Below are 26,241 nucleotides of genomic sequence, written 5' to 3'. Positions count from 1 at the left end.
CGATGATGGCACGTGAAGGGCGCGCGCCGCTGGCGCGGCGCGCTGCGGTCTACGGTGTCGTGGGGCTGGCGGCGATCGCCGGCGTCGCGATGTGGAGCGGGGCGGGATGGCATCGCGGTACGGGTAGCGCCGGCGAGTCGCCCGATGCGGCGGCGGTGGGCGGCGTGGCTGCGGCACCGCCGCAGGCCGCCGTGCCGGCGCGCGCGGGCCTGCCGTCGTCGCTGGCCGGTTCCAGTGCGCCGCGGCTGCCGCTCGATGCGGGCGGCCATCTCGCGAAGGTGCGCGCGGTGCGCGATTTCTTCGACTACTGCCTGACCGCGCAGAGCGACCTCAGCGCGGCCGCGCTCGATGCGCTCGTCGCGCGCGAGATTGCCGCGCAGCTCGATGGCACGGCTGCGCAAGCCGACGCGCTCGACGTGTGGCGCCGGTATCGCGCGTATCTCGACGCGCTCGCGAAACTGCGCGACGCCGGGGCGGTCGACAAGTCCGACCTGGGCGCGCTGCAGCTCGCGCTCGACCAGCGCGCGTCGATCGCGTATCGCACGCTCGGCGACTGGAGCCAGCCGTTCTTCGGCGCGGAGCAGTGGCGGCAGCGCTACGATCTCGCACGGCTGAAGATCGCGCAGGATCGCACGCTGACCGATGCACAGAAAGCCGAACGGCTCGCGGCGCTCGAGCAGCAGATGCCGGCCGACGAACGCATGGCGCAGCAGCGGGTCGACCGGCAGCGGGCCGCAATCGACCAGATCGCGCAGTTGCAGAAGAGTGGGGCGACGCCCGATGCGATGCGCGCGCAACTGACGCAGACGCTCGGGCCCGAGGCCGCCGCGCGCGTCGCGCAGATGCAGCAGGACGACGCATCGTGGCAGAGCCGCTACGCGGACTATGCGGCGCAGCGTGCGCAGATCGAGTCGGCCGGCCTGTCGCCGCCGGACCGCGACGCGCAGATCGCCGCACTGCGGCAGCGCGTGTTCACGAAGCCCGGCGAAGCCGTGCGCGCGGCGTCGCTCGATCGCGGCGCGGGCAGCGCGCAGTAACGCGGGCGCCGTCGCATGTGACCGCTCCTATGCCGCGCGCGTAATGTGCCGCGGCAGATGCTGCTCGATGGTATCCGCGAGCGTGTCGAACGCGGGCCCGATGCTTTCGTGCGGGACGCACGCATAGCCGAGCAGCAGGCCGCGCCGAGCGGTGTCGAGGTTGCTGTAGTAGCTGGTGAGCGGGCGTACGATCACGCCCGCGTCGAACGCGCTCTGCGTGACCGCGCGATCGTCGCACGTGTCGGGCAGGCCGAGCACCAGGTGCAGGCCGGCCTCGTCGCCCATCACGGGCAGTGCGTCGCCGAAGCGCGCGCGGATCGCGTCGATCATCAGTTGCCGGCGCTCGCCGTACAGCGTGCGCATGCGCCTGACGTGCGAAGTCAGGTGGCCGTCCATGATGAATTCGGCGAGCACGGCCTGCTGCATCAGCTGGCCCTCGCGGTACAGCTCCGACAGCCCGGTGCGGAAGGTATCGACCAGATGCTCGGGCACGACCATGTAGCCCATCCGCAGGCCCGGGAACAGCATCTTGCCGAGGCTGCCGACGTAGATCACGCGGCCGCCGTCGTCGAGCCCCTGCAGCGACGCGAGCGGGCGGCTGCCGTAGCGGAATTCGCTGTCGTAGTCGTCCTCGATGATCCAGCAGCGGTGCTGGCGCGCGTATTCGAGCAGCATCCGGCGCCGCGCGAGGCTCATCACCATCCCGAGCGGGTACTGATGCGACGGCGTGACGAGCACGAGCCGCGGCGGATGCTGCATGTCGCCGGCACGCGGCGCGAGCCCTTCCTGGTCGACAGGCACCGGCGCGAGCGTGAGGCCGGCCGCCTGCAATACGCTGCGCACGCCCCAGTAGCACGGTTCCTCGACCCACGCGCGATCGCCGATGTCGGACAGCAGCCGCACCGCGAGATCGATCGACTGATGAATGCCGGTCGTGATGATCACCTGGTCCGGCGAGCATTTGACCGAGCGCGCGACGCGCAGGTAATCGGCGAGCGCGCGCCGTAACGGCCGGTAGCCGCCGCCGGGCGCATAGGTCAGCAGCTCGGGGTTCGCCTCCTTCCACAGCCGCGCCTGCAGGCGGCTCCACGTGCGGCTCGGAAACTCCGACACGTCCGGCACGCCCGGCATGAACGCGCCCCACTGGCGCCGCGACACGCCCGCGTGCTCGATCAGTTGCCGGCCGCGCATCGACAGGCTGCCCTGCGCGTCCGGCGGCGGCAGCGTACCGGCGTCGGACGGCGGCGTACCGGCCTCGGGCGGTGCGCCGCCCGGCGCGCGAATCGCGGCGGCGTCCGGCCGCGTGTCGGCCACGTAGGTGCCGCTGCCGGTTGTCGTCAGCACATAGCCTTCGGCCGTCAACTGGTCGTACACGTGCAGCACGGTATTGCGCGCGATCGACAGGTCCGCCGCGAGCGTCCGGGAACTGGGCAATTTTGTTCCTGGCCCCAATTCCCCGGTCAGGATGGCCTGCTGCATCTGTTGCAGCAACTGCCGGTACATCGGCTCGGACGAGCCGCGGTCGAGGCGGGCGGAGAGCCAGTCGGCAAGGATCACGGTATCCAAAGTGGTCCTACTTGGAATATTGAAATGGTTCCCTAGTATAGAACCGTGCGCACCGTATAGTGGAACGCATCTCGCAAGAAAACGCCGGGCCGCCCCAAGTTTTCTTGACCCCTCGGGGGGCCTGCCGCGAAGCGGCAGGTTAGGGGGCATTCATAAACGATTGTCGCGACGCAAGGGGACAGCATGATGAAGTCCGATGATGTGATCGTCAGCTTTCGCGGCGTGCGGAAGACCTATGACGGTGAAACGCTGGTCGTCAAATCGCTCGACCTCGATATCCACCGAGGGGAATTCCTGACGCTGCTCGGGCCGTCGGGCTCGGGCAAGACGACCTGCCTGATGATGCTCGCCGGTTTCGAGTTTCCGACCGGCGGCGAGATCCGCCTCGACGGCGAACTCCTGAACAACGTGCCGCCGCACAAGCGCAACATCGGCATGGTGTTCCAGAACTACGCGCTGTTCCCGCACCTGACGGTCGAGCAGAACGTCGCGTATCCGCTGACCGTGCGCAAGCTGCCGGCCGCCGAGCGCACGGAGCGCGTCGCGCATGCGCTGAAGATGGTGCAGATGGAGCGCTTCGCGAAACGCTATCCGGCGCAGCTGTCGGGCGGCCAGCAGCAGCGTATCGCGCTGGCGCGTGCGCTCGTGTTCGAGCCGAAGCTCGTGCTGATGGACGAGCCGCTCGGCGCGCTCGACAAGCAGTTGCGCGAACACATGCAGTACGAACTGAAGGCGCTGCACGAGAAGCTCGGCGTGACCTTCGTGTACGTGACGCACGACCAGGGCGAGGCGCTGACGATGTCCGATCGTGTGGCCGTGTTCGACAAGGGCATCGTGCAGCAGCTCGACACCGTCGACCGCCTGTACGAATCGCCGTGCAACGAATTCGTCGCGAACTTCATCGGCGACAGCAACCGGCTGCGCGGCACCATTGCGAGCGTCGACGGCGAATTCTGCGAGTTCCGGCTCGACGACGGCACGAAGCTCGTCGGCCGCCATATCGGCGAAGCCGCCGAGGGCGCGTCGGCCGTCGCGTGCATCCGCCCCGAACGCATGAGCCTCGCCGCGAACGGGCACGCGAGCGGCGCAGCCGCGAACCGGCTGACCGGCGAGGCGCGCAGCCTCATCTATTTCGGCGATCACGTGCGCATGCGCTGCGCGCTGCCGGGCCAGGACGAATGCTTCGTGAAGGTGCCGCTCGGCACCGGCGCGCTCGATGCGTTCTCTCCCGGCGCGCCGGTCTCGCTTGCATTCGCGCCCGAGCACCTGCGCGTGTTCGCATGAGCAGGGTTTCCCCGATTTACCGCAGCACGTCGTCAACAACAACTGCCCACTTCCACCACGAGAGGAGAGGAACCATCATGAAACGAGCAAGCTTCACGGCGCGCCGCACCGCGCTGGCACTGGCGTTCGCCGTAGTCGGCGCATCGGCAACGGCCGCCGAACTCACGGTCGTCAACTTCGGCGGCGCGAACGGCGACGCGCAGAAGGTCGCGTTCAACCAGCCGTTCGAGAAGGCAACCGGCAACAAGGTCACCGCCGTCGAATACAACGGCGAGCAGGCGAAGGTGAAGGCGATGGTCGAGGCGAAGCACGTCAACTGGGACGTGGTCGAAGTCGAATCGGGCGACCTGAACCGCGGTTGCGACGAAGGGCTGTACGAGAAGCTCGACTGGTCGAAGATCGCCAAGAAGTCCGACCTGATTCCGGAATCGCCGCAAGCGTGCGGCGTCGGCTTCTTCGTTTGGTCGACGGCGCTGTCGTACAACGCGGACAAGCTGAAGTCGGCACCGACCGGCTGGGCCGATTTCTGGAACGTGAAAAAATTCCCCGGCAAGCGCGGGATGCGCAAGGGCGCGCGCTATAACCTCGAATTCGCGCTGATGGCCGACGGCGTCGCGACGAAGGACGTGTACAAGGTGCTCGGCACGAAGGCCGGCCAGGACCGCGCGTTCAAGAAGCTCGACGAGCTGAAGCCGTACATCCAGTGGTGGGAAGCGGGCGCGCAGCCGCCGCAGTTCCTCGTCGCCGGCGACGTCGTGATGTCGACCGCGTACAACGGCCGCATCGATGCCGCACAGAAGGAAGGCAAGAACCTGAAGGTCGTGTGGAACGGCAGCATCTACGACCTCGACTACTGGGCGATTCCGAAGGGCTCGCCGAACAAGGCGCTGGCCGAGCAGTACATCGCGTATTCGCTGACGCCGAAGCCGCAGCAGGCGTATGCGCAGCACATCGCGTACGGCCCCGCGAACATCGCCGCGATCAAGTCGCTCGACGCGAAGACGCTCGCGAACCTGCCGAACTCGCCGGCCAACGGCAAGAACGCGGTGCTGGAAGATATCGGCTTCTGGACCGACCACAGCGACGAGCTCGAGCAGCGCTTCGCCGCATGGGCGACGAAGTAATCGTTCAGGCATCCTGATGCAACCAGCCGCGCGGCGCGTCGATCGCGTCGCGCGGCATTCCGCCGGAGCGTGCCCGGCCGGAGAGACCCGTTGAATACGATGACGATCGCGCCTTCCTCGTCGGGCGCCGCGCTCAAGCGCGAGCTGAAGGCTGCCGAGGCCCGCAAGCGCACGATGGCGCTGCTGCTGGTCGCGCCGCTCGCGATTTTCCTGCTGCTGATCTTCGTCGTACCGATCGGCACGCTGCTCACGCGCGCGGTGCAGAACCCCGAGATCGCGACCGCGCTGCCGAACACGGTCACCGCGCTGTCGGGCTGGGACCGCAAGGCGCCGCCGGCCGACGCCGCGTATGTCGCGCTCGCGGCCGACATGACGAAGGTGGCCGACAGCGAGGCGATGGGCGCGCTCGCGCGGCGCCTGAACACCGAGATCCCCGGTTATCGCTCGCTCGTCGCGAAGACGGCGCGCGCGATGCCGCTGAAGGGCGACAATGAATCGACGCTCACGCCTGCGCAGACGCGCACGAAACTCGTCGAACTCGATTCGCGCTGGGGGGACACGGCGTACTGGCAGGCCATCGCGAAGAACGGCAGCACGGTTTCGCCGTTCTACCTGCTCGCCGCGCTCGACCACAGACAGGACGGCTTCGGCCACCTCGTGCAGGCCGATCCCGACCAGTCGATCTATCTCGCGATCTTCGGCCGCACGTTCGTGATCGGCGTCGCGGTCACGCTGTTCGCGCTGCTGCTCGGCTACCCGCTCGCATACTGGATCTCGACGCTGTCGGAGCGGCGTGCGAACCTCGTGATGATTCTCGTGCTGATTCCGTTCTGGACGTCGGTGCTCGTGCGCGTCGCCGCGTGGATCGTGCTGCTGCAGAGCGAAGGGCTCATCAACACGGCGCTGATCGGCAGCGGGCTGATCTCGCATCCGCTGACGTTGCTGTTCAACCGCGTCGGCGTGTATATCTCGATGACGCACATCCTGCTGCCGTTCATGATCCTGCCGCTGTACAGCGTGATGAAGTCGATCCCGCCGACCTACCAGCGCGCGGCCGTGTCGCTCGGCAGCCATCCGTTCGCCGCGTTCTGGCGCGTGTACGTGCCGCAGACCTATCCGGGCGTCGGCGCGGGCGCGCTGCTCGTGTTCATCCTCGCGATCGGCTACTACATCACGCCTGCGCTGCTCGGCGGGCCGAACGACCAGATGGTCAGCTACTACGTCGCGTACTTCACGAACGTGACGATCAACTGGGGCATGGCGTGCGCACTTGGCGGGCTGCTGCTCGCGGCGACGCTCGTGCTGTACGCGATCTACGGCCGCTTCACCCGCTCGAACGTGAGCCTCGGCTAAGCGCGCAACAACGGAACGGAAAGGGATTCGACCATGAAACTGCTCGCCAGGCCGCTGTTCGCGCCGCACATGTCGTTCGTCGAGCGCGCGTGGTACGTCGCATTGCGCGTGCTCGTCGTGCTGACGCTGCTGTACCTGATCCTGCCGGTGCTCGCGATCGTGCCGCTGTCGTTTTCGTCGAGCACGTTCCTCGTCTATCCGATCCCGGGCTTCTCGATGCGCTGGTACGAGAACCTGATCGCGTCGGACGAGTGGCGGATGGCCGCGAAGAACAGCTTCATCGTCGCGCCGTCGGCAACCGTCGTCGCGACCGTGCTCGGCACGCTCGCCGCGATCGGCCTCACGAAGGCCGACTTCCGCGGCAAGGCGCTGCTGATGGCCGTGCTGCTGTCGCCGATGATCGTGCCGGTCGTCGTGGTCGGCGTCGGCATGTACCTGTTCTTCGCGCCGCTCGGGCTCGCGAATACCTATACGGGGCTGATCGCCGCGCACGCGGCACTCGGCGTGCCGTTCGTCGTGACGACGGTCGCGGCGACGCTGCAGGGTTTCAACCAGAATCTCGTACGCGCGAGCCTGTCGCTCGGCGCGAATCCGGTGTCGACCTTCTTCCGCGTGACGCTGCCGGTGATCGCGCCGGGCGTGATGTCGGGCGCGCTGTTCGCGTTCGCGACGTCGTTCGATGAAGTGGTCGTCACGCTGTTTCTCGCGGGCGCGGACCAGACGACGCTGCCGCGCCAGATGTTCACGGGCATCCGCGAGAACATCAGCCCGACGATCGCCGCGCTCGCGACGATCCTGATCATCTTCTCGACGAGCCTGCTGCTCGCGCTCGAATGGCTGCGCGGACGCAATGCGCGGCGCGCGGTGACCTGATCCGATTTGGCGCGACGGCGGCGCACGCACGCCGCGCATCGGCGCATCGGGTTCCGATGCGCGGTGCCGCCGGCAGACGCGGCCGGGCCGGCCGCCCGCGCCGGCACGACGAGGACGGGCACGCGCCCGGAAGGCCAGCCGGCGTGCCGGATCGTCGATCGTTGTGCGCTCAACGATGCCGCGCGTCAAGCACGGCATCGCGCAAGCTTTCGTTTCGCTGACTGACGAGGCGGCCGCCTGCACGTTCGATGCGGCTCTGCAACAATACGGATCGCGGCTGCGCGCGCGCCGGTCCTGCCGTCCGGAACGCACGCCGCCGCGCCGCTCAATCCGCGACGCCGCGCGTCGCCCGTCAGCCGAGCCTCATCTTGTCCGAATTCGCATCCTCCGCCGGCGCCCGGGAGCCGGCCGTCAACTGGCGCGCGATGTCCGCCGTGCTGCTGGCCGTCGCGCTCGCGACGCTCGACACCGCGATCGCGAACACCGCACTGCCCGCGATCGCCGCCGACCTGCATGCGTCGCCGGCCGCGTCCGTGTGGATCATCAATGCGTACCAGCTCGCGATGGTCGCGACGCTGCTGCCGTTCGCGTCGCTCGGCGACATCGTCGGCCACAAGCGCGTGTATATCGCCGGGCTCGCGGTGTTCACGCTCGCATCGCTCGGTTGTTCGCTCGCGTCGACGCTGCCGATGCTGACGGCCGCGCGGATCGTGCAGGGCTTCGGCGCGAGCGCGATCATGAGCGTCAACGTCGCGCTGATCCGCGGCCTGTTTCCCGCGCACCGGCTCGGGCGCGGAGTCGGCTTCAACGCGCTCGTCGTCGGCGTGTCGTTCGCGGTGGGGCCGACGATCGCGTCGCTGATCCTGTCGGTCGCCGCATGGCCGTGGCTGTTCGCGGTGAACGTGCCGCTCGGCGTGTTCGCGCTCGCCGTGGCGATTCCGTCGCTGCCGCAGACGGCGCGCGGCAAGCATGCGTTCGATCCGGTTGCCGCACTGTTCAACGTGATCACGTTCGCGTCGCTGATCTTCGCGCTCGGCGAATTCGCGCAGCGCGGGCCGCTTTCCGTCGTGTTCGCGGCGGCGGCGGTTGCGCTCGCGTTCGGCTGGCTGCTGATCCGCCGCCAGGCAGGGCACCCGGCGCCGATGCTGCCGGTCGATCTGTTTCGCCGACCCGTGTTCACGCTGTCCGCGCTGACCGCCGTGTGCGCGTTCGCCGCGCAGGGGCTCGCGTTCGTGTCGCTGCCGTTCTATTTCGAAACCGTCCTGCATCGCAACGCGGTCGAGACGGGGTTCCTGATGACGCCGTGGTCGGCGATCGTCGCGCTCGCCGCGCCGATCGCGGGCCGCCTGTCGGATCGATACCCGGCCGGCCTGCTCGGTGCGATCGGGCTCGCGCTGCTGAGCGCGGGCATGGTGTCGCTCGCCGCACTGCCGGCGGCGCCGAACGTATTCGACATCGGCTGGCGGATGATGCTGTGCGGCGCGGGCTTCGGCTTCTTCCAGTCGCCGAACCTGAAGGCGCTGATGTCGAGCGCGCCGCCCGAGCGCAGCGGCGGCGCGAGCGGAATCATCGCGACCGCGCGGCTGATCGGGCAGGCAACGGGCGCGGCGCTCGTCGCGCTGTCGTTCGGGATCGCGGGGCGTCACGGGCCGACGCTCGCGCTGATGCTCGGCGCGGGTTTCGCAGGTGCTGCGAGCGTCGCGAGCGGATTGCGGCTGTTTGCACCGTCGCATCGGAGCGGTGTGCCGGCCGCGCCGGAGCCTGTGAACGAGCGTGCGACGGAGTAGGGTGATGCGCGAATTCCGCGCGACCTGAAGGCGACAAGGCCGGCGCGCGGCAAATCACTGCCGCGCGCCGGCCTTTACATATCGCTCAGAACCCGCCCGACTTGATCAGCTGGTTGAGGTTCGCGATGTTCAGGCTGCCGAAGCCGGTCGTCAGATCCCAGCCGGTGCCGGCGGTGTAGCCATACCCCTGATAGCCGTTGTTACCCGACACGACGTCATAGCGCACGAGCGACCGGTTCGACGGAATCGCGCGATACAGGTTGCCGGCCGGGAAACCGAGGCCCGTGCCGTTCGCCGCGAGCAGGCGCGCCCAGAAGCCCGTGAAGATCGGCGCGGCGAGACTCGTGCCGCCGATCTGCTGCAACTGGCCGTAGTTGTAGATGTACGCGCCCGTGCTTTGCGCGGCGTCGAACGACACGTCCGGCAACTGGCGGCTGCTGCCCGACTGCCACGACGGCGCGGGCAGGATCGTGCTGACGCCGCCGCCCGTCGCCCACAGCTTGCCGTTGCCGTCGAGGCCTTCGTTCCACACCGTTTCGTTCGAGAATGCGCCCGCCGACGTCGTGTAGAGCGTCGTGCCGCCGATCGCGAGCACGTGCGGCGACGAAGCCGGCCACGACACCGTGTAGTTCGAGCCGTCCGGGTAGCCGCGGTTGTTGCACTCGTACACGCCTTCGTCGCCCGACGAAACCGAGAACGTCTGGCCTTGCGCCGCGGCCGTCGTGAAGATCTGCTCTTCGGCGTCGAGCGTGCCGTCCGCGTTCGCGTCGGTTTCGCACCAGCCGAGCGACACGTTGATCACCTTCGCGGTGTTGTCCGACACCGCGCGGTTGAATGCCTGCGTGAGCCCCGTGTTGCCGGCGGCGTTGAGGTCCGCCATATAGAACACGAGCTTGCCGACCTGGCCGCCGGCCGAGCCGACGATCGACTGGCTGTCGAGATCCCATTCGCCCTGGCCGTCCTGGTCGTCGCTGTAGCTGCCGCTCGTGCCGTTGGTCTTGACGGTCTGCGTCGAGACCGTGCCGTAACCGTTGCTCGACGTGAACTGCTTCAGGTCCTGCAGCGTCTGCGATACGCCGCCGATCGTGATGATGCCGACGGTCACGCCGGCCGCGGTCGGCACGCCGGTTGCGTTGTAGAGGCCCGGGAATTCCTTCGGATAGTGGCCGGTCGCCGTGCCGGCCGCGAGTGCCTGCGGCTTCGCCACGTTGCCGATGCGCAGCATCGGCCGTGCGCGCGCGACGTTCTGCAGCCCGAGCACCGAGCCGACGACGTCGCCGAGCGCGCTCGGTACCTGTGCGGTCGATGCATTCGCGAAGCCCGAGCGGCCCGCGTACTCGAAGTGCACGAGCGACGTGTTGAACGCGGTCTTCACCGTGCCGGCCGTGCCGCGCGCGGACACCAGCAGCCGGTTTGGCGCGACCTCGATGTTCACGAAGCCGCTCTTGCGCAGATAGTCGACGACCGACTTCACCTGCGCGTCGGTCGGCGCGTAGCTGGCGAGGAACTGCTCGTGCGTCAGGTACTGGCGGTAATGCGCGCTACCGGGCCGGTTCACGTCGCGCGCCAGTTGCTTGAGCTGCGCGGCGTTGCGCAGCTTCAGGCTGACGACGACGTCCGTCGTCTCGCCGGCCGCGAGTTCGAGCGACGGCGCCGCGCTGCGCGCCATCAACTGCGGGCCGGTCAGAAAGGCCTTCGTGTGGGTATCGACCCAGTCCGTCGTCGCGTGCGCCGCGCCGGCGGCGAGTACGAGCGGCCACGCGCACGCAAGGCGGCGGGGCGACGGAAGGGGCAGGGAAAACCAGGCGTTCCTTTTCATCGGGAGTCCTTTTTAGGAGAGACGACGTTGCTGGAGCCCACGGCCCTTGTGGGGCCGCGAGCGGTGACGAGCGTAGGGCGTCGGTGCCGTTCAGGTAGCTGCCAGTTTCCATAGCTGTCAGTTCTGACATCGGCGTGCGGAATCGCGCGTAGAGCACGGTGAACGTGACGAGCGGCGGGCGCCGACGAGGGAACCGGTTCGCGACACGACGGCACGACGATGCGCGGCGTTCGCGCGCACGAGTCGTTCGCCGCAGCGCCGGAACGTGCGCGACGACGTCGCGGACCGGCATGCGCATGCGTGCTTCGCGACCGCGCGTGGGCGCATGCCGAGTCGCACTATGTGGTCAAACGATGCGATGCGGGCCGAGCCGCTTCGCGCATGCACAAAAACAGGGCGGGCCGATCCCGAACGTTTCCCGAACTGTGGAACAGCACGTGGCCCAGTCTTGCAGGCGGCTTTCGGATGCGAGGCCGCCGTCGTGAATTAGAGCGAACATTCGAATTCGGACGGGCGAGGCAGGCGTGGTCCGGTGGCACGCGAAGTCTTCGGCAAGCCTGCTTCCCGCGCGATTGCGCCCGACGCGAAGTGCGTCGCATGCGTCAGCGGCGCGCCTCGACATCCGCGAAATTCCCCCTTGACTCTCGCCGTTCAGCAGATATCCTTCAACCCATAACCAACGGGTTATGAATCAGGACATGCAGAACGCTCACGACATGCTTTTCAGGACGCTTGCCGATCCGACGCGCCGCGCGCTTTTCGAGCGGCTGTGCGAGGAAGGCGAGCTGACGGTTGCCGCGCTGACGGCCCATGCGGGCGTCTCGCAGCCGGCCGTGTCGAAGCATCTCGGCGTACTGAAGCTGGCCGGGCTCGTGAATGACCGTCACGAAGGCCGGCAGACGCACTACAGCGCACAGCCGCAAGCGCTGGCCCCGCTGATCGACTGGACGAGCCAGATGGCAGGCTTCTGGCAGAACCGGTTCGACGCCCTCGAAGATCTGCTCAGAAGGATGGATCAGTAATGAACCAGGCCACTACCGAAACGCGCTCCGTCGTCGTCGAACGGGAGCTGTCCCATCCGCCGGAGAAGATCTGGCGCGCGCTCACGCAACCGCACCTGATCGAGGCGTGGCTGATGAAGAGCGACTTCGAGCCCGTCGCGGGGCGTGCATTCAGCTTCCGCGCGGACTGGGGCTCGGTCGACTGCACGGTCCAGACGATCGAGCCGCACCGCACACTGTCCTATACGTGGGCCGCTTACGGCCTCGAAAGCGTCGTCACGTGGACGCTCACCCCGACGCCGGCCGGCACGCGCCTGCGCATGGAGCAGGTCGGCTTCCGCGCGGATCAGGAGCAGGCGTACCGCGGCGCGCAGCACGGCTGGGTACGGTTCTTCGAGTCGCTCGAGCAGGTGCTGGCGCGCCCCGACGAAGGCACGGAGGCCCGCGCATGAGTACAACGAACCTTCAACCGTCGGAGCGCATCGACGCGCTGATCGCCGGCATCGCCGACTGGCGCGGCCGGATTTTCGCCGACCTCCGCCAGACGATCCTCGCTGCCGACGACGGCATCGTCGAGGAATGGAAATGGATGGGCAGCCCCGTGTGGTCGCGCGACGGGATGATCGCGGTCGCGAACGCGCACAAGGGCAAGGTGAAGCTGACGTTCATGCACGGCGCGCATCTACCCGATCCTGGCGGGCTGTTCAATGATGGCCTCGAAGGCAATGCGCGGCGCGCGATCGATTTCTTCGAAGGCGACCGGATCGACAAGCGGGCGCTGAAGACCCTCGTGCGCGCGGCGATCGAATACAACCGCACCCATCTGAAGAAGAACGCACGAGGAGCGGGCGCGAAGGCGCGCGGCGACAAGGCGGCATGACGCGCCGGACGACCGGCAACATCGCGTAACGCGATGAACCAAAAAAAGCCCGACACGAAGTCGGGCATCCAAATCGGCCGCAACCGCCCGCGAGGCGGCTGCGGCACCTGCAAAAGCAGGGCGCTTACGCTGCGAGCAGCGAGCGCAGCACGAACGGCAGGATACCGCCGTGCTTGTAGTAGTCGACTTCGATCGGCGTATCGATGCGCAGCAGCACCTGCACGCGCTGCGTTTCGCCGTTCTTGCGGTTGATCACGAGCGTGACGTCCTGCTGCGGCTTGAAGTCGTCGCCGAGGCCCTCGATGTCGTACGTCTCGTCGCCGGTGATGCCGAGCGACTGGACGCTGTCCGAGCCCTTGAACTGCAGCGGCAGCACACCCATGCCGACCAGGTTCGAACGGTGGATCCGCTCGAAGCTGCGTGCGATCACGGCCTTCACGCCGAGCAGTTGCGTGCCCTTCGCGGCCCAGTCGCGCGACGAGCCCGTGCCGTACTCTTCGCCCGCGAACACGACGGTCGGCGTATCGGCGGCGATGTATTGCATCGCTGCATCATAGATCGACTGCTGTTCGCCGCTCGGCTGGTGGATCGTCAGGCCGCCTTCGACGCGCGTGCCGTCCGCCTTCACCGGGATCATCAGGTTCTTGATCCGGACGTTCGCGAACGTGCCGCGCATCATCACGTCGTGGTTGCCGCGGCGCGAGCCGTAGCTGTTGAAGTCGGCCTTCTGCACGCCGTTTTCCTTCAGCCACTTGCCTGCCGGCGAGTCTTCCTTGATCGAGCCTGCCGGGCTGATGTGGTCGGTCGTGACCGAGTCGCCGAAGATGCCCAGTGCGCGCGCGCCCTTGACCGACGGGATCGAAGCGGCCGGTTCCATCGAGAAGTCGTTGCCGAAGAACGGCGGCTCGGCGATGTACGTCGACTTCGGCCAGTCGTAGACCTGGCCCGATTCTCCCTCGATCTTGCTCCAGAGATCGCCCTTCTTGGTCAGCTTCGCGTAGTTGTCCTCGAACTTCTTCGGATCGAGCGCGAACTTGAGCAGCGCCTGGATTTCGTCGCTCGTCGGCCAGATGTCGCCGAGGTAGATGTCGCGGCCGCCCTTGCCCTTGCCGACCGGCTCGGTCATCAGGTCGCGCGTGATGTTGCCGGCGATCGCGTACGCGACGACGAGCGGCGGCGACGCGAGGAAGTTCGCGCGGATGTTCGGGTGGATACGCGCTTCGAAGTTACGGTTGCCCGACAGCACGGCTGCCGCGACGAGGTCGTTCTTCGTGATCGCTTCGTTCAGTTCCGGCGTCAGGTCGCCCGCGTTGCCGATACAGGTCGTGCAGCCGTAGGCGGCGACTTCGAAGCCGAGCTTCGACAGGTAGGGCAGCAGGCCCGTCTTCGTCAGGTACTCGGTGACGATGCGCGATCCCGGCGCGAGCGACGTCTTGATGTGCGGCGCGACGGTCAGGCCGGCTTCGACGGCCTTCTTCGCGAGCAGGCCGGCAGCCAGCAGCACGCTCGGGTTCGACGTGTTCGTGCACGACGTGATCGCGGCGATCAGCACGTCGCCGTTCTTCACGTCGACGCCGTTGCTCGTCGTGTACTGCGTGTTCAGGTCGTCCGCCTTCTTCGCGAAGCCGTTTTCCGCGACCGGCTTCGAGAACAGGTCGGTGAACGTCGACTTGACGTTGCCGATCTCGATGCGGTCCTGCGGGCGCTTCGGGCCGGCCAGCGACGGTGCGACCGTCGCGAGGTCGAGCGTGACCGTCTTCGTGTAGTCGATGTCGCCGGCCTTCGGGATGCCGAACAGCTTCTGCGCCTTGAAGTAGTTTTCGAACGCGGCGATTTCCGCCTTCGTGCGGCCCGTGCCTTCGAAGTAGTCGATCGTCTTTTCGTCGACCGGGAAGAAGCCCATCGTCGCGCCGTATTCCGGCGCCATGTTGCCGATCGTTGCGCGGTCCGGCAGCGACAGCGACTTCGTGCCTTCGCCGAAGAACTCGACGAACTTGCCGACGACCTTCTCCTTGCGCAGCATTTCGGTGATCGTCAGCACGAGGTCGGTGGCCGTCACGCCTTCGCGCAGCTTGCCCTTCAGCTCGACGCCGACGACGTCCGGCGTCAGGAAGTACACCGGCTGGCCGAGCATGCCGGCTTCGGCTTCGATGCCGCCCACGCCCCAGCCGACCACGCCGATGCCGTTGATCATCGTCGTGTGGCTGTCCGTGCCGACGAGGGTATCCGGGTAGTACACGGTGTCGCCGCCGTCCGCCTTCTTGTGGACGCCGCGCGCGAGATATTCGAGGTTCACCTGGTGGACGATGCCGACGCCCGGCGGCACGACCTTGAACGTGTCGAAGGCCTGCATGCCCCACTTCATGAACTGGTAGCGCTCGTTGTTGCGCTGGAATTCCAGTTTCATGTTCAGGTCGAGCGCGTCCTTCTGGCGGAAGTAGTCGATCTGGACCGAGTGGTCGACGACGAGATCGACCGGGACCAGCGGCTCGATCTTCTTCGGGTTCTTGCCGGTGCGCTCGGCGACGCCGCGCATGGCCGCGATGTCGGCGAGCAGCGGCACGCCCGTGAAGTCCTGCAGCACGACGCGCGACACCACGAACGGAATCTCGTCGACGCGCTTCGCGGTCGGCTTCCAGTTCGCGAGCTGCTCGATGTGCTCTTCGGTGATTTTCTTGCCGTCGTAGTTGCGCAGCACGGACTCGAGCACGATACGGATCGACACCGGCAGGCGTTCGATCTTCGTCTTCAGCTCCTTGCCGAGTTGCGGCAGCGAATAGAACTTGCCTTTGCCGGAACCGCTGTCGAATTCCTTGAGGGTCTTGTGGAGATTGTGGGCCATGGTGATTTTCCTGGGTTTAAGGCTAGGAAACAACGTGTCCTGTAGATGACGGCTATATCACATACAAGTCGACGTACTCATCGACCGGCATCGCTTCGAGCTTTGCCTGGTCCAGCGACACGTCGAGAATCGCTTGTTGCTGCTTGGCCGGGAAGCGGCGGGCGAGGTTGGTCCGGAACTTCTCGACCAGCAGCGGGATGCCGTCCGCGCGGCGTCGCTTGTGGCCTAGCGGATACTCGACCACCACCTCGGCAAGCTTCGATCCGTCCGTGAATTCGATCGTCAGCGCATTCGCGATCGAGCGCTTGTCCGGATCGTGGTAATCCTTCGTGAACTGCGGATCCTCGACGCACACGGTTTTCGCGCGCAGCGCGTCGATGCGTGGGTCCGCTGCGGCCGCATCCTCGTAGTCGGCCGCGGTCAGCCGGCCGAACAGCAGCGGCACGGCGACCATGTACTGGATGCAGTGGTCGCGGTCAGCCGGATTGGCGAGCGGGCCCTGCTTGTCGATGATGCGGATCGCGGCCGCATGCGTGCGGATCGTGACCCGGCCGATGTCGTCGGTCGTGCGGCCCGCCGCGGCGAGCTGCGCGTGCAGTTGCAGCGCGGCCTCGGCGGCCGTCTGCGCATGGAATTCGGCGGGGAACGCGATCTTGAACAGCACGTTTTCCATCACGTACGTGCCGTACGGGCGCTGGAAGCGGAACGGCTGCCCGTTGAAGAGTACGTCGTAGAAGCCCCAGGTCTTCGCGGTGAGCACCGACGGGTAGCCCATTTCGCCCGTTTTCGCGATCAGCGCGAGGCGCACCGCGCGGGACGTGGCATCGCCGGCCGCCCACGACTTGCGCGAGCCCGTGTTCGGTGCGTGGCGGTAGGTGCGCAGCGCGTGGCCGTCGACGAACGCGTTGGATACCGCGTTGATCAGCTCGTCGCGCGTGAGCCCGAGCAGCCGGCCGACGACGGCCGTCGACGCGACTTTCACGAGCAGCACGTGGTCGAGCCCGACCGCATTGAACGAATTCTCGAGTGCGAGGCAGCCCTGGATCTCGTGGGCCTGGATCATCGCGACCAGCACGTCGCGCATGAGCAGCGGCTTCCGGCCGGCCGCGACGGCCGTGCGGGAGAGCCAGTCGGCCGTCGCCAGGATCCCGCCGAGATTGTCGGACGGATGACCCCATTCGGCGGCGAGCCAGGTGTCGTTGAAGTCCAGCCAGCGGATCATCGCGCCGATGTCGAACGCGGCCTGGACGGGATCGAGCTGGAAGGACGTGCCGGGCACCTTCGCGCCGTTCGGCACGATCGTGCCGGGCACGACGGGGCCGAGCAGCTTGGTGCAGGCAGGGTAGGACAGCGCCTCGAGTCCGCATCCGAGCGTGTCGATCAGGCAATGACGCGCCGTCTCCAGCGCGAGCGCGCTGTCGATGCCGGTGTTCAGCACGTAGTCGACGATATCGACGAGTACCGTATCCGGAGCAGGGCGGACGTTGGAGACCGGGGCGGACATCGAGGGGCCGGGGAGGAACGCGCTTAGTTCGTTGCCGGCTTCAGCTCGTTCGACTGCGTCGGTGCCGGCGTGCCTTGCGCCATTTCCGGCGTCACGCACTCGTCCGCGAGGCGCTCGCCGCCGTTCGCGTCGGAGAACAGCATCGCCTTGGACGGGATCACGACCAGCTTGAAGCCTGCTGCCGGATCGTAGAACGTGTCGGCGCCCGTCGTCGTGGCTTGACGCGGCAGCTTGTAGTTCTTCTTCGCCCAGTGAACCGTGACGACCTGGTCGCGCTTCATGTCGCCGGCGAGGTCGAACGACAGGCCATCCTTACAGGCCCACTTGACCGCGCCGTCCGGTACCGGATCGACCTTGGCAGCGGCGCGCGCCTGCGCCTTCTTGCTGCGCGGGATGATGCGCTTGGCCGGCGCCGGGCGCTTGGCCGCGGCCTTCTTCGCGGTCGTGCTGGCCGTACCCTGGGCAAACGCGCTCGGAGCCGAGACCAGCATCGTGGCGGACAAGGCGCCGATGGCGGTAGCGATCAGGAGTTTCTTCATGGAGTCAGAACCTTTCGATAATCAGTTGACAAGGGCCGGCAATCGAAGCTGCCGGCCGGTTTGAAACTGCACGCGCCCCGAAAGCGCGCAGCGGCCGCTATTTTCACCTATTTGGCCGCGCATATTTCAGGTTTTCGGGCTCCGTTACGTTTTTTGTCGTTTCGCAAACCTCTGTCCGGTTCGCGCCTCGGCGAATGCATGAAATTCGTGTATCGGCCGGCGGCGCGCGCTCACTGCGCGTCGCCCGCGGCGGCCGGGCCGAACAGCGGCGCGGCCTCGGTCGGTACGGGCTGGCCGGTGGCCCGCGCGCGGCGCAGCACCGACCAGTAATAGCGATAGCTCGCGCGATCGTGCAGCGTATCACCGTGGCGCGTCGGGCCCCAGTCGGCGGCCTGCGCGGCGAGCAGGATCTCGGCGGCCAGCACGACCTCGTCGGTGCGCGGCGCGAATGCGTCGACGATCGGGCGGATCTGCGCGGGGTGGATGCTCCACATCCGCGTGAACGCGAATTCGTCGCGCGCGCGGCGTGCATCGGCGGCGACGACGCCCATGTCGCGCACCTCGGTCGTCACGTTGTGCGACGGCGTCTTGCCGTGCGAGTGGCAGGCCGCGGCGATTTCCAGCTTCGCGCGGCGCACGAGCGGGTGTTCGAACTGGCCGGGCGAGCGCATCGCGGCATCGGGAATCGCGCCGTGGTGCGCGGAGACGAAATCCATCAGCCCGAAGCTCAACGTGCCGACCATCGGCAGCGCGGCGAGGGCGGCCGCCTGCGCGAGCGCGCCGTGCGTCTCGACCAGCACGTCGACCGGGATCGGCTGCGCGATGCCGAGCTCGCGGCGCGTGCCTTCGATGAACGCGGCCATTTCGGCCGCGTCGGCGGCGTTCGCGATCTTCGGGAGCGTGATGTAGGCGGGGGCGCGGGCGGCGCGCAGCACGATGCGGACATCGTCGCGCCAGTGCGGGTGGGAAAAGTCGTGGATCCGGACGCCGACGCGCCCGAAGCGGTTCTCGGCGCTGCCGAGCAGCTCGGCGACGAGTTCCGCGTGCGCGGCTTCCTGGCCGACGGCCGCGCCGTCCTCGCAGTCGAGCGTGATGTCGAATACGGGGCCCGTTTCGACCTGCAGCGCGAGCGACTTGCGCATCAGCTTCTCGCTGCCCGCGTAGTGATCGCAGCATGGCAGGATCGCGGGCGGGGACGCCCCGTCGTACAGCACTTGTGCAGGAGTGAGCGCGGCCATCTCTTCTACGTCAGGGAAGCGGGTCAACGTGGAGAAAATCGGATTCGGGCGCGTTCTGGGCCGATGCGCGGGGCGCACGAGGCGGCAAAACGTGCCCGGATCGGATCGGGCGGCAGGGCCGGCGGCTTGCCGGCCCTGCGATGACGAGCGCCCGGAGGCTGCCCGTCACGGTACTGAAATTAGTTCTTCAGCAGGTGGGCGACGCCATCGCGCTCTTCGAGCAGCTCGGCCAGCGTGCCGTCCATCTTTTCGCGCGAGAACGCGTCGATTTCCAGGCCTTCGACGCGCTTGTACTCGCCGTTTTCGCAAACGACCGGCACACCGTAGATGATGTCTTCGGGGATGCCGTACGAGCCGTCCGACGGGATGCCCATCGTGACCCACTTGCCGTTCGTGCCGAGCACCCAGTCACGGACGTGGTCGATCGCCGCGTTGGCTGCCGATGCGGCCGACGACAGGCCGCGCGCTTCGATGATCGCCGCGCCGCGCTTGCCGACGGTCGGGATGAACGTGTCGCGGTTCCACACGTCGTCGTTGATCAGCTTCAGCATCGATTCGCCTTCGGCGGTCGCGAAGCGGAAGTCCGGGTACATCGTCGGCGAGTGGTTGCCCCACACGGCGAGCTTCTCGATCGATGCGACCGGCTTGCCCGACTTGGCGGCGAGCTGCGACAGCGCGCGGTTGTGGTCGAGGCGCAGCATGGCCGTGAAGTTCTTCTTCGGCAGGTCCGGTGCCGACTTCATCGCGATGTACGCGTTCGTGTTCGCCGGGTTGCCGACGACCAGCACCTTCACGTCGCGGCTCGCGACTTCGTTCAGCGCAGCGCCCTGAACCGTGAAGATTTCGGCGTTCGCCGACAGCAGATCCTTGCGCTCCATGCCCTTCGAGCGCGGACGCGCACCGACCAGCAGCGCGACGTCGGCGTCCTTGAATGCAACCTTCGGATCGTCGGTGATCACGACGCCCGCGAGCAGCGGGAACGCGCAATCGTCGAGCTCCATCACGACGCCTTTGACGGCGGCTTGGGCTTGCGGGAGGTCGAGCAGTTGCAGGATGACCGGCTGGTCCTTGCCGAGCAGGTCGCCGTTCGCGATGCGGAACAGCAGGGAGTAAGCGATTTGACCTGCGGCGCCGGTGACGGCAACGCGCTTTGCGGGCTTAGCCATTGAAAATCTCCAGGACGGGTGAAGCGTTGGACGCTAGCGAAAACGCCATTCTATGCGCGTTGTGCGTAACGTTGCAGTGAAGCAGGGCGGAGGACTCGCGATGGCAGACGCGGTGAACCTGGAGACGGCCGTGGCACGTAGCCTGGGACGCGCTTTTGCACCCGCGAACCCTTGCTCGACCGGGAGTGTAGGAGCCGTCACGCGCAAAGTCAAACGGTATCATATGTCTTATATAAGACAGATGTTTTGCCGAAATTGAGTGGACGAAAAAGTGCGGTTTGTGATGAAATGCGCGCCATGACATCGAACCAGGCGAATACCGCGAATCAGACCGGCGCAGGCGGCCCAGGGCAGCCGGGCGCGGGCGATTCCGCGCCTTCGCCCGCGGCATCCGCGTCGCCGACGTTCAGCCCGTTATACCAGCAGATCAAGTCATTGATCACGCAAAGTCTCGAAACCGGCGAATGGAAGCCGGGCGAGATCATTCCGAGCGAAGTGGAGCTCGCCGCCCGTTACAAGGTCAGCCAGGGCACTGTTCGCAAGGCGATCGACGAACTGGCCGCCGAAAACCTCGTGGTCCGGCGGCAGGGCAAGGGTACTTTTGTTGCAACGCACAACGAGGATCGCGCGCAATTCCGCTTCCTGCGTCTGCTTGCCGACGACGGTGCCGAGCACCCGCACGTGAGCCGCCTGCTCGAATGCCGGCGCCTGCGTGCGCCGGCCGAGATCGCGCGGCAGCTCGACCTGAAGCCGGCCGATCCCGTCGTGCAGGTGCGCCGCCTGCTGGAGTTCGACAGCGAGGTGACGGTGCTCGACGAGATCTGGCTGCCGGGCGCGATGTTTCGCGGGCTCACGTTCGAGCGGTTGAGCGAGTACAAGGGGCCGCTCTACGCGATGTTCGAGACGGAGTTCGGCACGCGGATGATCCGCGCGACGGAGAAGATCCGCGCGGTCGCGGCGGATCCGGCGGTGGCCGACCTGCTGCATGTGCCCGCGGGTTTCCCGTTGCTGTCGGTCGAGCGCGTGTCCTATACGTACGGGGATCGGCCGGTGGAAGTGCGGCGCGGCTGGTATGTCACAACCGGGTACTACTATCAGAATGACTTGAGCTGACGACGGTTCGGCTCAGGCCGAGTGCATTCGCGTTTCCCACGCTCGCGAAGCACGTTTCGGGCCGCCTTTGTTCTCGTTCGCGCAACTATCCAGAGCAGACTTTCGCTGCAGCGCGATATAAAAAGGCGCTAAAATCGCGGATTAGTGTGACAACATAGTAGGGGTCTAGCATGACTGACGCAGTAAGAAAACCGAGGCCGGAATACCGGAACATCGGATTCGGCGATATCACGATGAAATATCGCATGCCGCTGGCAGCGACTTTGTCGATCCTCCATCGAGTCAGCGGCGCGCTGCTGTTCCTGTTCCTGCCGTTCCTGCTGTTCCTCTTCGACCAGAGCCTGACGTCCGAGCTCAGCTTCGAAGTCTTCAAGGCCTTCCTCTCCAACATCGTCGTCAAGCTGATCGTCCTCGCGTTGTCCTGGGCTTTCTTCCACCATTTCTGCGCCGGCATTCGCCACCTGCTGATGGACGTCAACCACGACGCCGTCACGAAGGAAAGCGGCAAGCGGACGGCAGTCGTCGTCTTTGTCGTCTCGATCGCGCTGACGATCGCCATGGCACTCAAACTGTTCGGAGCGTTCTAAGAAAATGGCAGCCAATAACCGAATCGGCTCGAAGCGCCTCGTCGTCGGCGCGCACTACGGCCTGCGCGACTGGCTCGCGCAGCGCATCACCGCCGCGATCATGGCGGTCTACACGGTCATCCTGCTCGTCCTGTTTTTCGGCGCGCACGACTTCTCGTACGAAGGCTGGGCGTCGATCTTCTCCGCGCAATGGATGAAGCTCGCGACCTTCGTGATGCTGCTTTCCCTCTTCTACCACGCATGGGTCGGCGTGCGCGACATCTGGATGGATTACGTGAAGCCCGTCGGTGTGCGCCTGCTGCTGCAATCGCTGACCATCGTCTGGCTGCTCGCATGTGCGGGCTACGCCGCGCAGATTCTCTGGAGAGTGTAAAGAATGGCTGCAATCAAAACTTCCCTCCCGCGTCGCAAGTTCGATGTCGTGATCGTCGGCGCGGGCGGCTCCGGCTTGCGCGCGGCGCTGCAACTGTCGCGCGCGGGCCTGTCGGTCGGCGTGCTGTCGAAGGTGTTCCCGACGCGTTCGCACACGGTGGCCGCGCAGGGCGGCATCGGTGCGTCGCTCGGCAACATGAGCGAAGACAACTGGCACTTCCACTTCTACGACACGATCAAGGGCTCCGACTGGCTCGGCGACCAGGACGCGATCGAATTCATGTGCCGTGAAGCGCCGAACGTCGTGTACGAACTCGAGCACTTCGGCATGCCGTTCGACCGCAACGCGGACGGCACGATCTACCAGCGCCCGTTCGGCGGCCACACCGCGAACTACGGCGAGAAGCCGGTCCAGCGCGCATGCGCGGCCGCCGACCGTACCGGTCACGCGCTGCTGCACACGCTGTACCAGCAGAACGTCGAGGCGAAGACGCAGTTCTTCGTCGAATGGATGGCGCTCGACCTGATCCGCGACGCGGACGGCGACGTGCTCGGCGTGACGGCCCTCGAGATGGAGACGGGCGACGTCTACATCATGGAAGGCAAGACGACGCTGTTCGCGACGGGCGGCGCAGGCCGGATCTTCGCGGCATCGACCAACGCGTTCATCAACACCGGCGACGGCCTCGGCATGGCCGCGCGTTCGGGCATCGCGCTGCAGGACATGGAGTTCTGGCAGTTCCACCCGACCGGCGTGGCCGGCGCGGGCGTGCTGATCACCGAAGGCGTGCGCGGCGAAGGCGGCATCCTGCGCAATGCGAACGGCGAGCGCTTCATGGAGCGCTATGCACCGACGCTGAAGGATCTGGCGCCGCGTGACTTCGTGTCGCGCTCGATGGACCAGGAAATCAAGGAAGGCCGCGGCGTGGGTCCGAACAAGGATCACGTGCTGCTCGACCTGTCGCACATCGGCGCCGAGACGATCATGAAGCGTCTGCCGTCGATCCGCGAAATCGCGCTGAAGTTCGCGAACGTCGATGCGATCAAGGAGCCGATCCCGGTCGTCCCGACGATCCACTACCAGATGGGCGGCATCCCGACCAACATCCACGGTCAGGTCGTCGGCACGTCGCGCGATCACAAGGAACCGGTCAACGGCTTCTACGCAGTGGGCGAGTGCTCGTGCGTGTCCGTGCACGGCGCGAACCGCCTCGGCACGAACTCGCTGCTGGACCTCGTGGTGTTCGGCCGTGCGGCCGGCAACCACATCGTCGAGCACGTGAAGAACCAGAAGGAACACAAGCCGCTGCCGGCCGATGCAGGCGAATTCTCGCTGGCGCGCCTGAACAAGCTCGACAAGTCGACGTCGGGCGAATACACGCAGGACGTCGCGAACGACATCCGCGCGACGATGCAGAAGCATGCAGGCGTGTTCCGCACGTCGGCGCTGCTGAAGGAAGGCGTCGACCAGATGGCCGGCCTGGCGGCGCGCGTGGAAAGCATCCACCTGAAGGACAAGTCGAAGGTGTTCAACACCGCGCGCGTCGAAGCGCTCGAGCTGGAGAACCTGATCGAAGTCGCCCGCGCGACGATGGTGTCGGCGGAAGCGCGCAAGGAAAGCCGCGGCGCGCATGCACACAGCGACTACGAACACCGCGACGACGAGAACTGGCTGCGCCACACGCTGTGGTACAGCGAAGGCGATCGCCTCGACTACAAGCCGGTTCAAATGAAGCCGCTGACGGTCGAATCCGTGCCGCCGAAGCCGCGCACGTTCTAAGCCGAGTCAAAGGAATCCGAAATGGCAAAACGCATTTTTGAAGTCTACCGCTACGATCCGGACAAGGACGCAGCGCCGCGCATGCAGACGTACGAGCTCGAGATCCAGCATGAGCGCATGCTGCTCGACGCACTGGTCAAGCTGAAGGCAGTGGACGAGACGCTGTCGTTCCGCCGTTCGTGCCGCGAAGGTGTGTGCGGTTCGGACGCGATGAACATCAACGGCAAGAACGGTCTCGCGTGCCTGACGAACCTGAACGACCTGCCGCAGAAGATCGTGCTGCGTCCGCTGCCGGGCCTGCCCGTCGTGCGCGACCTGATCGTCGACATGACGCACTTCTTCAACCAGTATCACTCGATCAAGCCGTACCTGATCAACGACGCGCCGCCGCCGGAGAAGGAACGCCTCCAGTCGCCGGAAGAGCGCGACGAGCTCGACGGCGTGTACGAGTGCATTCTGTGCGCGAGCTGCTCGACGTCGTGCCCGAGCTTCTGGTGGAACCCGGACAAGTTCGTCGGCCCGGCCGGCCTGCTGCAGGCTTACCGCTTCATCGCGGACAGCCGCGACACGGCCACCGGCGAGCGTCTCGACAACCTGGAAGACCCGTACCGTCTGTTCCGTTGCCACACGATCATGAACTGCGTCGACGTCTGCCCGAAGGGCCTGAACCCGACGAAGGCGATCGGCAAGATCAAGGAACTGATGGTTCGCCGCGCGGTTTAAGGTTGCAATGAGCGACGATTCGCATCAATCCGACCCGCACCGTCGCGCGCGCCTTCGCTGGCGCGCGCGGCGGGGTCTGCTGGAAAACGACATCATCTTCGAACGTTTCTTCGGCAGATACGAGCATGACCTCACCGATGCAGACGTAGGCGCGTTGTCGCGCCTGCTCGATCTGAGCGACAACGACCTGATGGACTTGCTCCTCGCGCGCAAGGAACCAGAGGGCGACCTAGACAGCCCGGATATTCACCGGCTGTTGGAGATGCTGCGCAACGTGTAACGCGTTACGCCCGTTATCGAATCCCGTTTCTTTATTTCGATTGAGGATGTGCCATGACTCCGTCTGATGTTAAAGCCACGCTATCGTTCAGCGACAACTCGCCGAGCGTCGAACTGCCGATCTACAAGGGCACGATGGGCCCGGACGTAATCGACATCCGCAAGCTGTACGGCCAGACCGGCAAGTTCACGTACGACCCGGGCTTCATGTCGACGGCAGCTTGTAATTCGGCGATCACGTACATCGACGGCGACAAGGGCGAACTGCTGTATCGCGGCTACCCGATCGACAACCTCGCGCAAAACGCGGACTTCCTCGAAAGCTGCTACCTGCTGCTGAAGGGCGAACTGCCGAACGCGGCGCAGAAGAAGGAATTCGTCGACACCGTCACGAAGCACACGATGGTGCACGAGCAGATGCACTTCTTCTTCCGTGGCTTCCGCCGCGACGCGCACCCGATGGCGATCCTGGTCGCCGCGGTCGGCGCGCTGTCCGCGTTCTACCACGACTCGCTCGACATCAACGACCCGCGTCATCGTGAAGTGTCGGCGATCCGCATGATCGCGAAGCTGCCGACGCTCGTCGCGATGGCGTACAAGTACAGCATCGGCCAGCCGTTCGTGTATCCGAAGAACTCGCTGTCGTACAGCGCGAACTTCATGCACATGATGTTCTCGAACCCGTGCGAAGAGTACAAGGTCAACGACGTGCTCGTCCGCGCACTCGACCGCATCCTGATCCTGCACGCCGATCACGAGCAGAACGCATCGACGTCGACGGTCCGCCTGGCCGGTTCGTCGGGTGCGAACCCGTTCGCATGTATCGCGGCCGGTATCGCCTGTCTGTGGGGCCCGGCGCACGGCGGCGCGAACGAAGCCGCGCTGAACATGCTCGAGCAGATCGGTTCGCCGGACAACATCCCCGAATTCATCAAGCAGGTGAAGGACAAGAATTCGGGCGTGAAGCTGATGGGCTTCGGCCACCGCGTGTACAAGAACTACGACCCGCGCGCGAAGCTGATGCGCGAGACGTGCTACGAAGTGCTGAACGAACTGGGCCTGCACGACGACCCGCTGTTCAAGCTCGCGATGCAGCTCGAGAAGATCGCGCTGGAAGACGAATACTTCGTGTCGCGCAAGCTGTACCCGAACGTCGACTTCTACTCGGGCATCGTCCAGCGCGCGCTGGGCATCCCGACGTCGATGTTCACGTGTATCTTCGCGATGGCACGTACGGTCGGCTGGATCGCGCAGTGGAACGAAATGATTGCGGATCCGGAGCAGAAGATCGGCCGTCCGCGCCAGCTGTTCATCGGCGATACGCCGCGCGAAGCGAAGCCGATCGACGCACGTTAAGTCGTGTGCGGCGCGACG

The 26,241-nt window shown here is 66.2% G+C and carries 23 protein-coding genes; 16 read left to right on the top strand and 7 right to left on the bottom strand.

Annotated elements, in window-relative coordinates; all coding sequences use genetic code 11:
• The first annotated feature begins 2 nt into the window (after positions 1-2).
• Positions 3-1,037 carry a lipase secretion chaperone gene (locus tag AC3WLY_RS28125; protein ID WP_492308496.1) on the top strand — a complete coding sequence of 345 codons (1,035 nt, stop codon included), beginning with the start codon at positions 3-5 and terminating at the stop codon, positions 1,035-1,037.
• A 27-nt stretch (positions 1,038-1,064) separates the two neighbouring features.
• On the opposite strand, the gene pdxR is transcribed toward AC3WLY_RS28125, so the two are convergent.
• Positions 1,065-2,603, bottom strand: coding sequence for a MocR-like pyridoxine biosynthesis transcription factor PdxR (pdxR, locus tag AC3WLY_RS28120; protein WP_175958702.1), 1,539 nt, complete (start codon positions 2,601-2,603; stop codon positions 1,065-1,067).
• A gap of 186 nt (positions 2,604-2,789) precedes the next feature.
• Between pdxR and AC3WLY_RS28115 the strand changes: the two genes are divergently transcribed.
• From AC3WLY_RS28115 to AC3WLY_RS28095, 5 genes are all read left to right on the top strand, one after another.
• Entirely contained in the window at positions 2,790-3,887 is a 1,098-nt protein-coding gene (locus AC3WLY_RS28115) for an ABC transporter ATP-binding protein (RefSeq protein ID WP_492308525.1), read from the top strand.
• 77 nt (positions 3,888-3,964) lie between these two features.
• Positions 3,965-5,011 (top strand): ABC transporter substrate-binding protein, encoded by a 1,047-nt coding sequence (locus AC3WLY_RS28110; protein WP_175958703.1) that lies wholly within the window; start codon positions 3,965-3,967, stop codon positions 5,009-5,011.
• Positions 5,012-5,110: 99 nt separating this feature from the next.
• Positions 5,111-6,364 (top strand): ABC transporter permease, encoded by a 1,254-nt coding sequence (locus tag AC3WLY_RS28105; protein WP_492308526.1) that lies wholly within the window; start codon positions 5,111-5,113, stop codon positions 6,362-6,364.
• A 33-nt stretch (positions 6,365-6,397) separates the two neighbouring features.
• A complete protein-coding gene (locus AC3WLY_RS28100; protein ID WP_175958704.1) occupies positions 6,398-7,237 on the top strand; it encodes an ABC transporter permease in 840 nt (279 codons plus the stop codon).
• Positions 7,238-7,605: 368 nt separating this feature from the next.
• Positions 7,606-9,024: an MFS transporter gene (locus AC3WLY_RS28095; protein WP_425131062.1), complete on the top strand. Its 1,419-nt coding sequence runs from the start codon at positions 7,606-7,608 to the stop codon at positions 9,022-9,024.
• Between the two features lie 85 nt (positions 9,025-9,109).
• Here the strand turns inward: AC3WLY_RS28095 and AC3WLY_RS28090 are convergent, their stop codons facing one another.
• A complete protein-coding gene (locus AC3WLY_RS28090; protein WP_492308497.1) occupies positions 9,110-10,843 on the bottom strand; it encodes a S53 family peptidase in 1,734 nt (577 codons plus the stop codon).
• A 698-nt stretch (positions 10,844-11,541) separates the two neighbouring features.
• Here AC3WLY_RS28090 and AC3WLY_RS28085 point away from each other — a divergent pair.
• The 3 genes from AC3WLY_RS28085 to AC3WLY_RS28075 are packed head-to-tail and all read left to right on the top strand — an operon-like array spanning position 11,542 to position 12,724.
• Positions 11,542-11,865, top strand: coding sequence for a metalloregulator ArsR/SmtB family transcription factor (locus AC3WLY_RS28085; RefSeq protein ID WP_310140518.1), 324 nt, complete (start codon positions 11,542-11,544; stop codon positions 11,863-11,865).
• Positions 11,865-12,296, top strand: a complete 432-nt coding sequence (locus AC3WLY_RS28080) for an SRPBCC family protein (RefSeq protein ID WP_492308498.1) — start codon at positions 11,865-11,867, stop codon at positions 12,294-12,296. Before AC3WLY_RS28085 ends, AC3WLY_RS28080 begins: the two co-directional genes overlap by 1 nt.
• Positions 12,293-12,724 (top strand): DUF1801 domain-containing protein, encoded by a 432-nt coding sequence (locus AC3WLY_RS28075; RefSeq protein WP_492308499.1) that lies wholly within the window; start codon positions 12,293-12,295, stop codon positions 12,722-12,724. The genes AC3WLY_RS28080 and AC3WLY_RS28075 overlap by 4 nt, the downstream gene beginning before the upstream one ends.
• 124 nt (positions 12,725-12,848) lie before the next feature.
• Here AC3WLY_RS28075 and acnA read toward each other — a convergent pair whose 3' ends face one another.
• From acnA to AC3WLY_RS28050, 5 genes are all read right to left on the bottom strand, one after another.
• Complete coding sequence (acnA, locus tag AC3WLY_RS28070; protein WP_175958710.1) at positions 12,849-15,566, bottom strand: aconitate hydratase AcnA; 2,718 nt, start codon at positions 15,564-15,566, stop codon at positions 12,849-12,851.
• Positions 15,567-15,618: 52 nt separating this feature from the next.
• Positions 15,619-17,070, bottom strand: a complete 1,452-nt coding sequence (locus tag AC3WLY_RS28065) for a bifunctional 2-methylcitrate dehydratase/aconitate hydratase (RefSeq protein WP_492308500.1) — start codon at positions 17,068-17,070, stop codon at positions 15,619-15,621.
• 23 nt (positions 17,071-17,093) lie between these two features.
• Positions 17,094-17,609 (bottom strand): hypothetical protein, encoded by a 516-nt coding sequence (locus AC3WLY_RS28060; RefSeq protein ID WP_175958712.1) that lies wholly within the window; start codon positions 17,607-17,609, stop codon positions 17,094-17,096.
• A 230-nt stretch (positions 17,610-17,839) separates the two neighbouring features.
• On the bottom strand, positions 17,840-18,847 hold the full coding sequence (locus AC3WLY_RS28055) for an HpcH/HpaI aldolase/citrate lyase family protein (RefSeq protein ID WP_492308501.1): 1,008 nt from the start codon (positions 18,845-18,847) through the stop codon (positions 17,840-17,842).
• 179 nt (positions 18,848-19,026) lie between these two features.
• The gene (locus tag AC3WLY_RS28050; protein ID WP_034180017.1) at positions 19,027-20,013 is read right to left on the bottom strand and encodes a malate dehydrogenase; all 987 of its coding nucleotides are present in this window, start codon (positions 20,011-20,013) and stop codon (positions 19,027-19,029) included.
• Between the two features lie 288 nt (positions 20,014-20,301).
• Here AC3WLY_RS28050 and AC3WLY_RS28045 point away from each other — a divergent pair, with 288 nt between their 5' ends.
• From AC3WLY_RS28045 to gltA, 7 genes are all read left to right on the top strand, one after another.
• Positions 20,302-21,126 carry a GntR family transcriptional regulator gene (locus AC3WLY_RS28045; RefSeq protein WP_208457401.1) on the top strand — a complete coding sequence of 275 codons (825 nt, stop codon included), beginning with the start codon at positions 20,302-20,304 and terminating at the stop codon, positions 21,124-21,126.
• Positions 21,127-21,296: 170 nt separating this feature from the next.
• Positions 21,297-21,713: a succinate dehydrogenase, cytochrome b556 subunit gene (gene sdhC, locus AC3WLY_RS28040; protein WP_034180016.1), complete on the top strand. Its 417-nt coding sequence runs from the start codon at positions 21,297-21,299 to the stop codon at positions 21,711-21,713.
• Between the two features lie 4 nt (positions 21,714-21,717).
• Positions 21,718-22,086 carry a succinate dehydrogenase, hydrophobic membrane anchor protein gene (sdhD, locus tag AC3WLY_RS28035; RefSeq protein WP_174378791.1) on the top strand — a complete coding sequence of 123 codons (369 nt, stop codon included), beginning with the start codon at positions 21,718-21,720 and terminating at the stop codon, positions 22,084-22,086.
• A 3-nt stretch (positions 22,087-22,089) separates the two neighbouring features.
• Positions 22,090-23,865, top strand: coding sequence for a succinate dehydrogenase flavoprotein subunit (gene sdhA, locus AC3WLY_RS28030; protein ID WP_034180014.1), 1,776 nt, complete (start codon positions 22,090-22,092; stop codon positions 23,863-23,865).
• Between the two features lie 21 nt (positions 23,866-23,886).
• The gene (locus tag AC3WLY_RS28025; RefSeq protein WP_011658352.1) at positions 23,887-24,588 is read left to right on the top strand and encodes a succinate dehydrogenase iron-sulfur subunit; all 702 of its coding nucleotides are present in this window, start codon (positions 23,887-23,889) and stop codon (positions 24,586-24,588) included.
• Positions 24,589-24,595: 7 nt separating this feature from the next.
• Positions 24,596-24,868 (top strand): FAD assembly factor SdhE, encoded by a 273-nt coding sequence (locus AC3WLY_RS28020; RefSeq protein ID WP_031400668.1) that lies wholly within the window; start codon positions 24,596-24,598, stop codon positions 24,866-24,868.
• 53 nt (positions 24,869-24,921) lie between these two features.
• Complete coding sequence (gltA, locus tag AC3WLY_RS28015) at positions 24,922-26,223, top strand: citrate synthase (RefSeq protein WP_034185794.1); 1,302 nt, start codon at positions 24,922-24,924, stop codon at positions 26,221-26,223.
• Positions 26,224-26,241 lie beyond the last annotated feature (18 nt).

The organism is Burkholderia sp. FW306-1C-G01B (assembly GCF_058781685.1).
This window is presented reverse-complemented; position numbering and strand designations above follow the sequence as displayed.

Coding starts and splice junctions, on each gene's coding strand:
- AC3WLY_RS28100 (WP_175958704.1), top strand. CDS start 6,398: ATGAAACTGCTCGCCAGGCCGCTGTTCGCGCCGCACATGTCGTTCGTC.
- acnA (WP_175958710.1), bottom strand. CDS start 15,566: ATGGCCCACAATCTCCACAAGACCCTCAAGGAATTCGACAGCGGTTCC.
- sdhA (WP_034180014.1), top strand. CDS start 22,090: ATGGCTGCAATCAAAACTTCCCTCCCGCGTCGCAAGTTCGATGTCGTG.
- AC3WLY_RS28055 (WP_492308501.1), bottom strand. CDS start 18,847: ATGGCCGCGCTCACTCCTGCACAAGTGCTGTACGACGGGGCGTCCCCG.
- AC3WLY_RS28090 (WP_492308497.1), bottom strand. CDS start 10,843: ATGAAAAGGAACGCCTGGTTTTCCCTGCCCCTTCCGTCGCCCCGCCGC.
- AC3WLY_RS28125 (WP_492308496.1), top strand. CDS start 3: ATGATGGCACGTGAAGGGCGCGCGCCGCTGGCGCGGCGCGCTGCGGTC.
- AC3WLY_RS28110 (WP_175958703.1), top strand. CDS start 3,965: ATGAAACGAGCAAGCTTCACGGCGCGCCGCACCGCGCTGGCACTGGCG.
- AC3WLY_RS28025 (WP_011658352.1), top strand. CDS start 23,887: ATGGCAAAACGCATTTTTGAAGTCTACCGCTACGATCCGGACAAGGAC.
- sdhD (WP_174378791.1), top strand. CDS start 21,718: ATGGCAGCCAATAACCGAATCGGCTCGAAGCGCCTCGTCGTCGGCGCG.
- AC3WLY_RS28085 (WP_310140518.1), top strand. CDS start 11,542: ATGCAGAACGCTCACGACATGCTTTTCAGGACGCTTGCCGATCCGACG.
- AC3WLY_RS28050 (WP_034180017.1), bottom strand. CDS start 20,013: ATGGCTAAGCCCGCAAAGCGCGTTGCCGTCACCGGCGCCGCAGGTCAA.
- AC3WLY_RS28105 (WP_492308526.1), top strand. CDS start 5,111: ATGACGATCGCGCCTTCCTCGTCGGGCGCCGCGCTCAAGCGCGAGCTG.
- sdhC (WP_034180016.1), top strand. CDS start 21,297: ATGACTGACGCAGTAAGAAAACCGAGGCCGGAATACCGGAACATCGGA.
- AC3WLY_RS28020 (WP_031400668.1), top strand. CDS start 24,596: ATGAGCGACGATTCGCATCAATCCGACCCGCACCGTCGCGCGCGCCTT.
- AC3WLY_RS28045 (WP_208457401.1), top strand. CDS start 20,302: ATGCGCGCCATGACATCGAACCAGGCGAATACCGCGAATCAGACCGGC.
- AC3WLY_RS28060 (WP_175958712.1), bottom strand. CDS start 17,609: ATGAAGAAACTCCTGATCGCTACCGCCATCGGCGCCTTGTCCGCCACG.
- gltA (WP_034185794.1), top strand. CDS start 24,922: ATGACTCCGTCTGATGTTAAAGCCACGCTATCGTTCAGCGACAACTCG.
- AC3WLY_RS28065 (WP_492308500.1), bottom strand. CDS start 17,070: ATGTCCGCCCCGGTCTCCAACGTCCGCCCTGCTCCGGATACGGTACTC.
- AC3WLY_RS28115 (WP_492308525.1), top strand. CDS start 2,790: ATGAAGTCCGATGATGTGATCGTCAGCTTTCGCGGCGTGCGGAAGACC.
- AC3WLY_RS28080 (WP_492308498.1), top strand. CDS start 11,865: ATGAACCAGGCCACTACCGAAACGCGCTCCGTCGTCGTCGAACGGGAG.
- AC3WLY_RS28075 (WP_492308499.1), top strand. CDS start 12,293: ATGAGTACAACGAACCTTCAACCGTCGGAGCGCATCGACGCGCTGATC.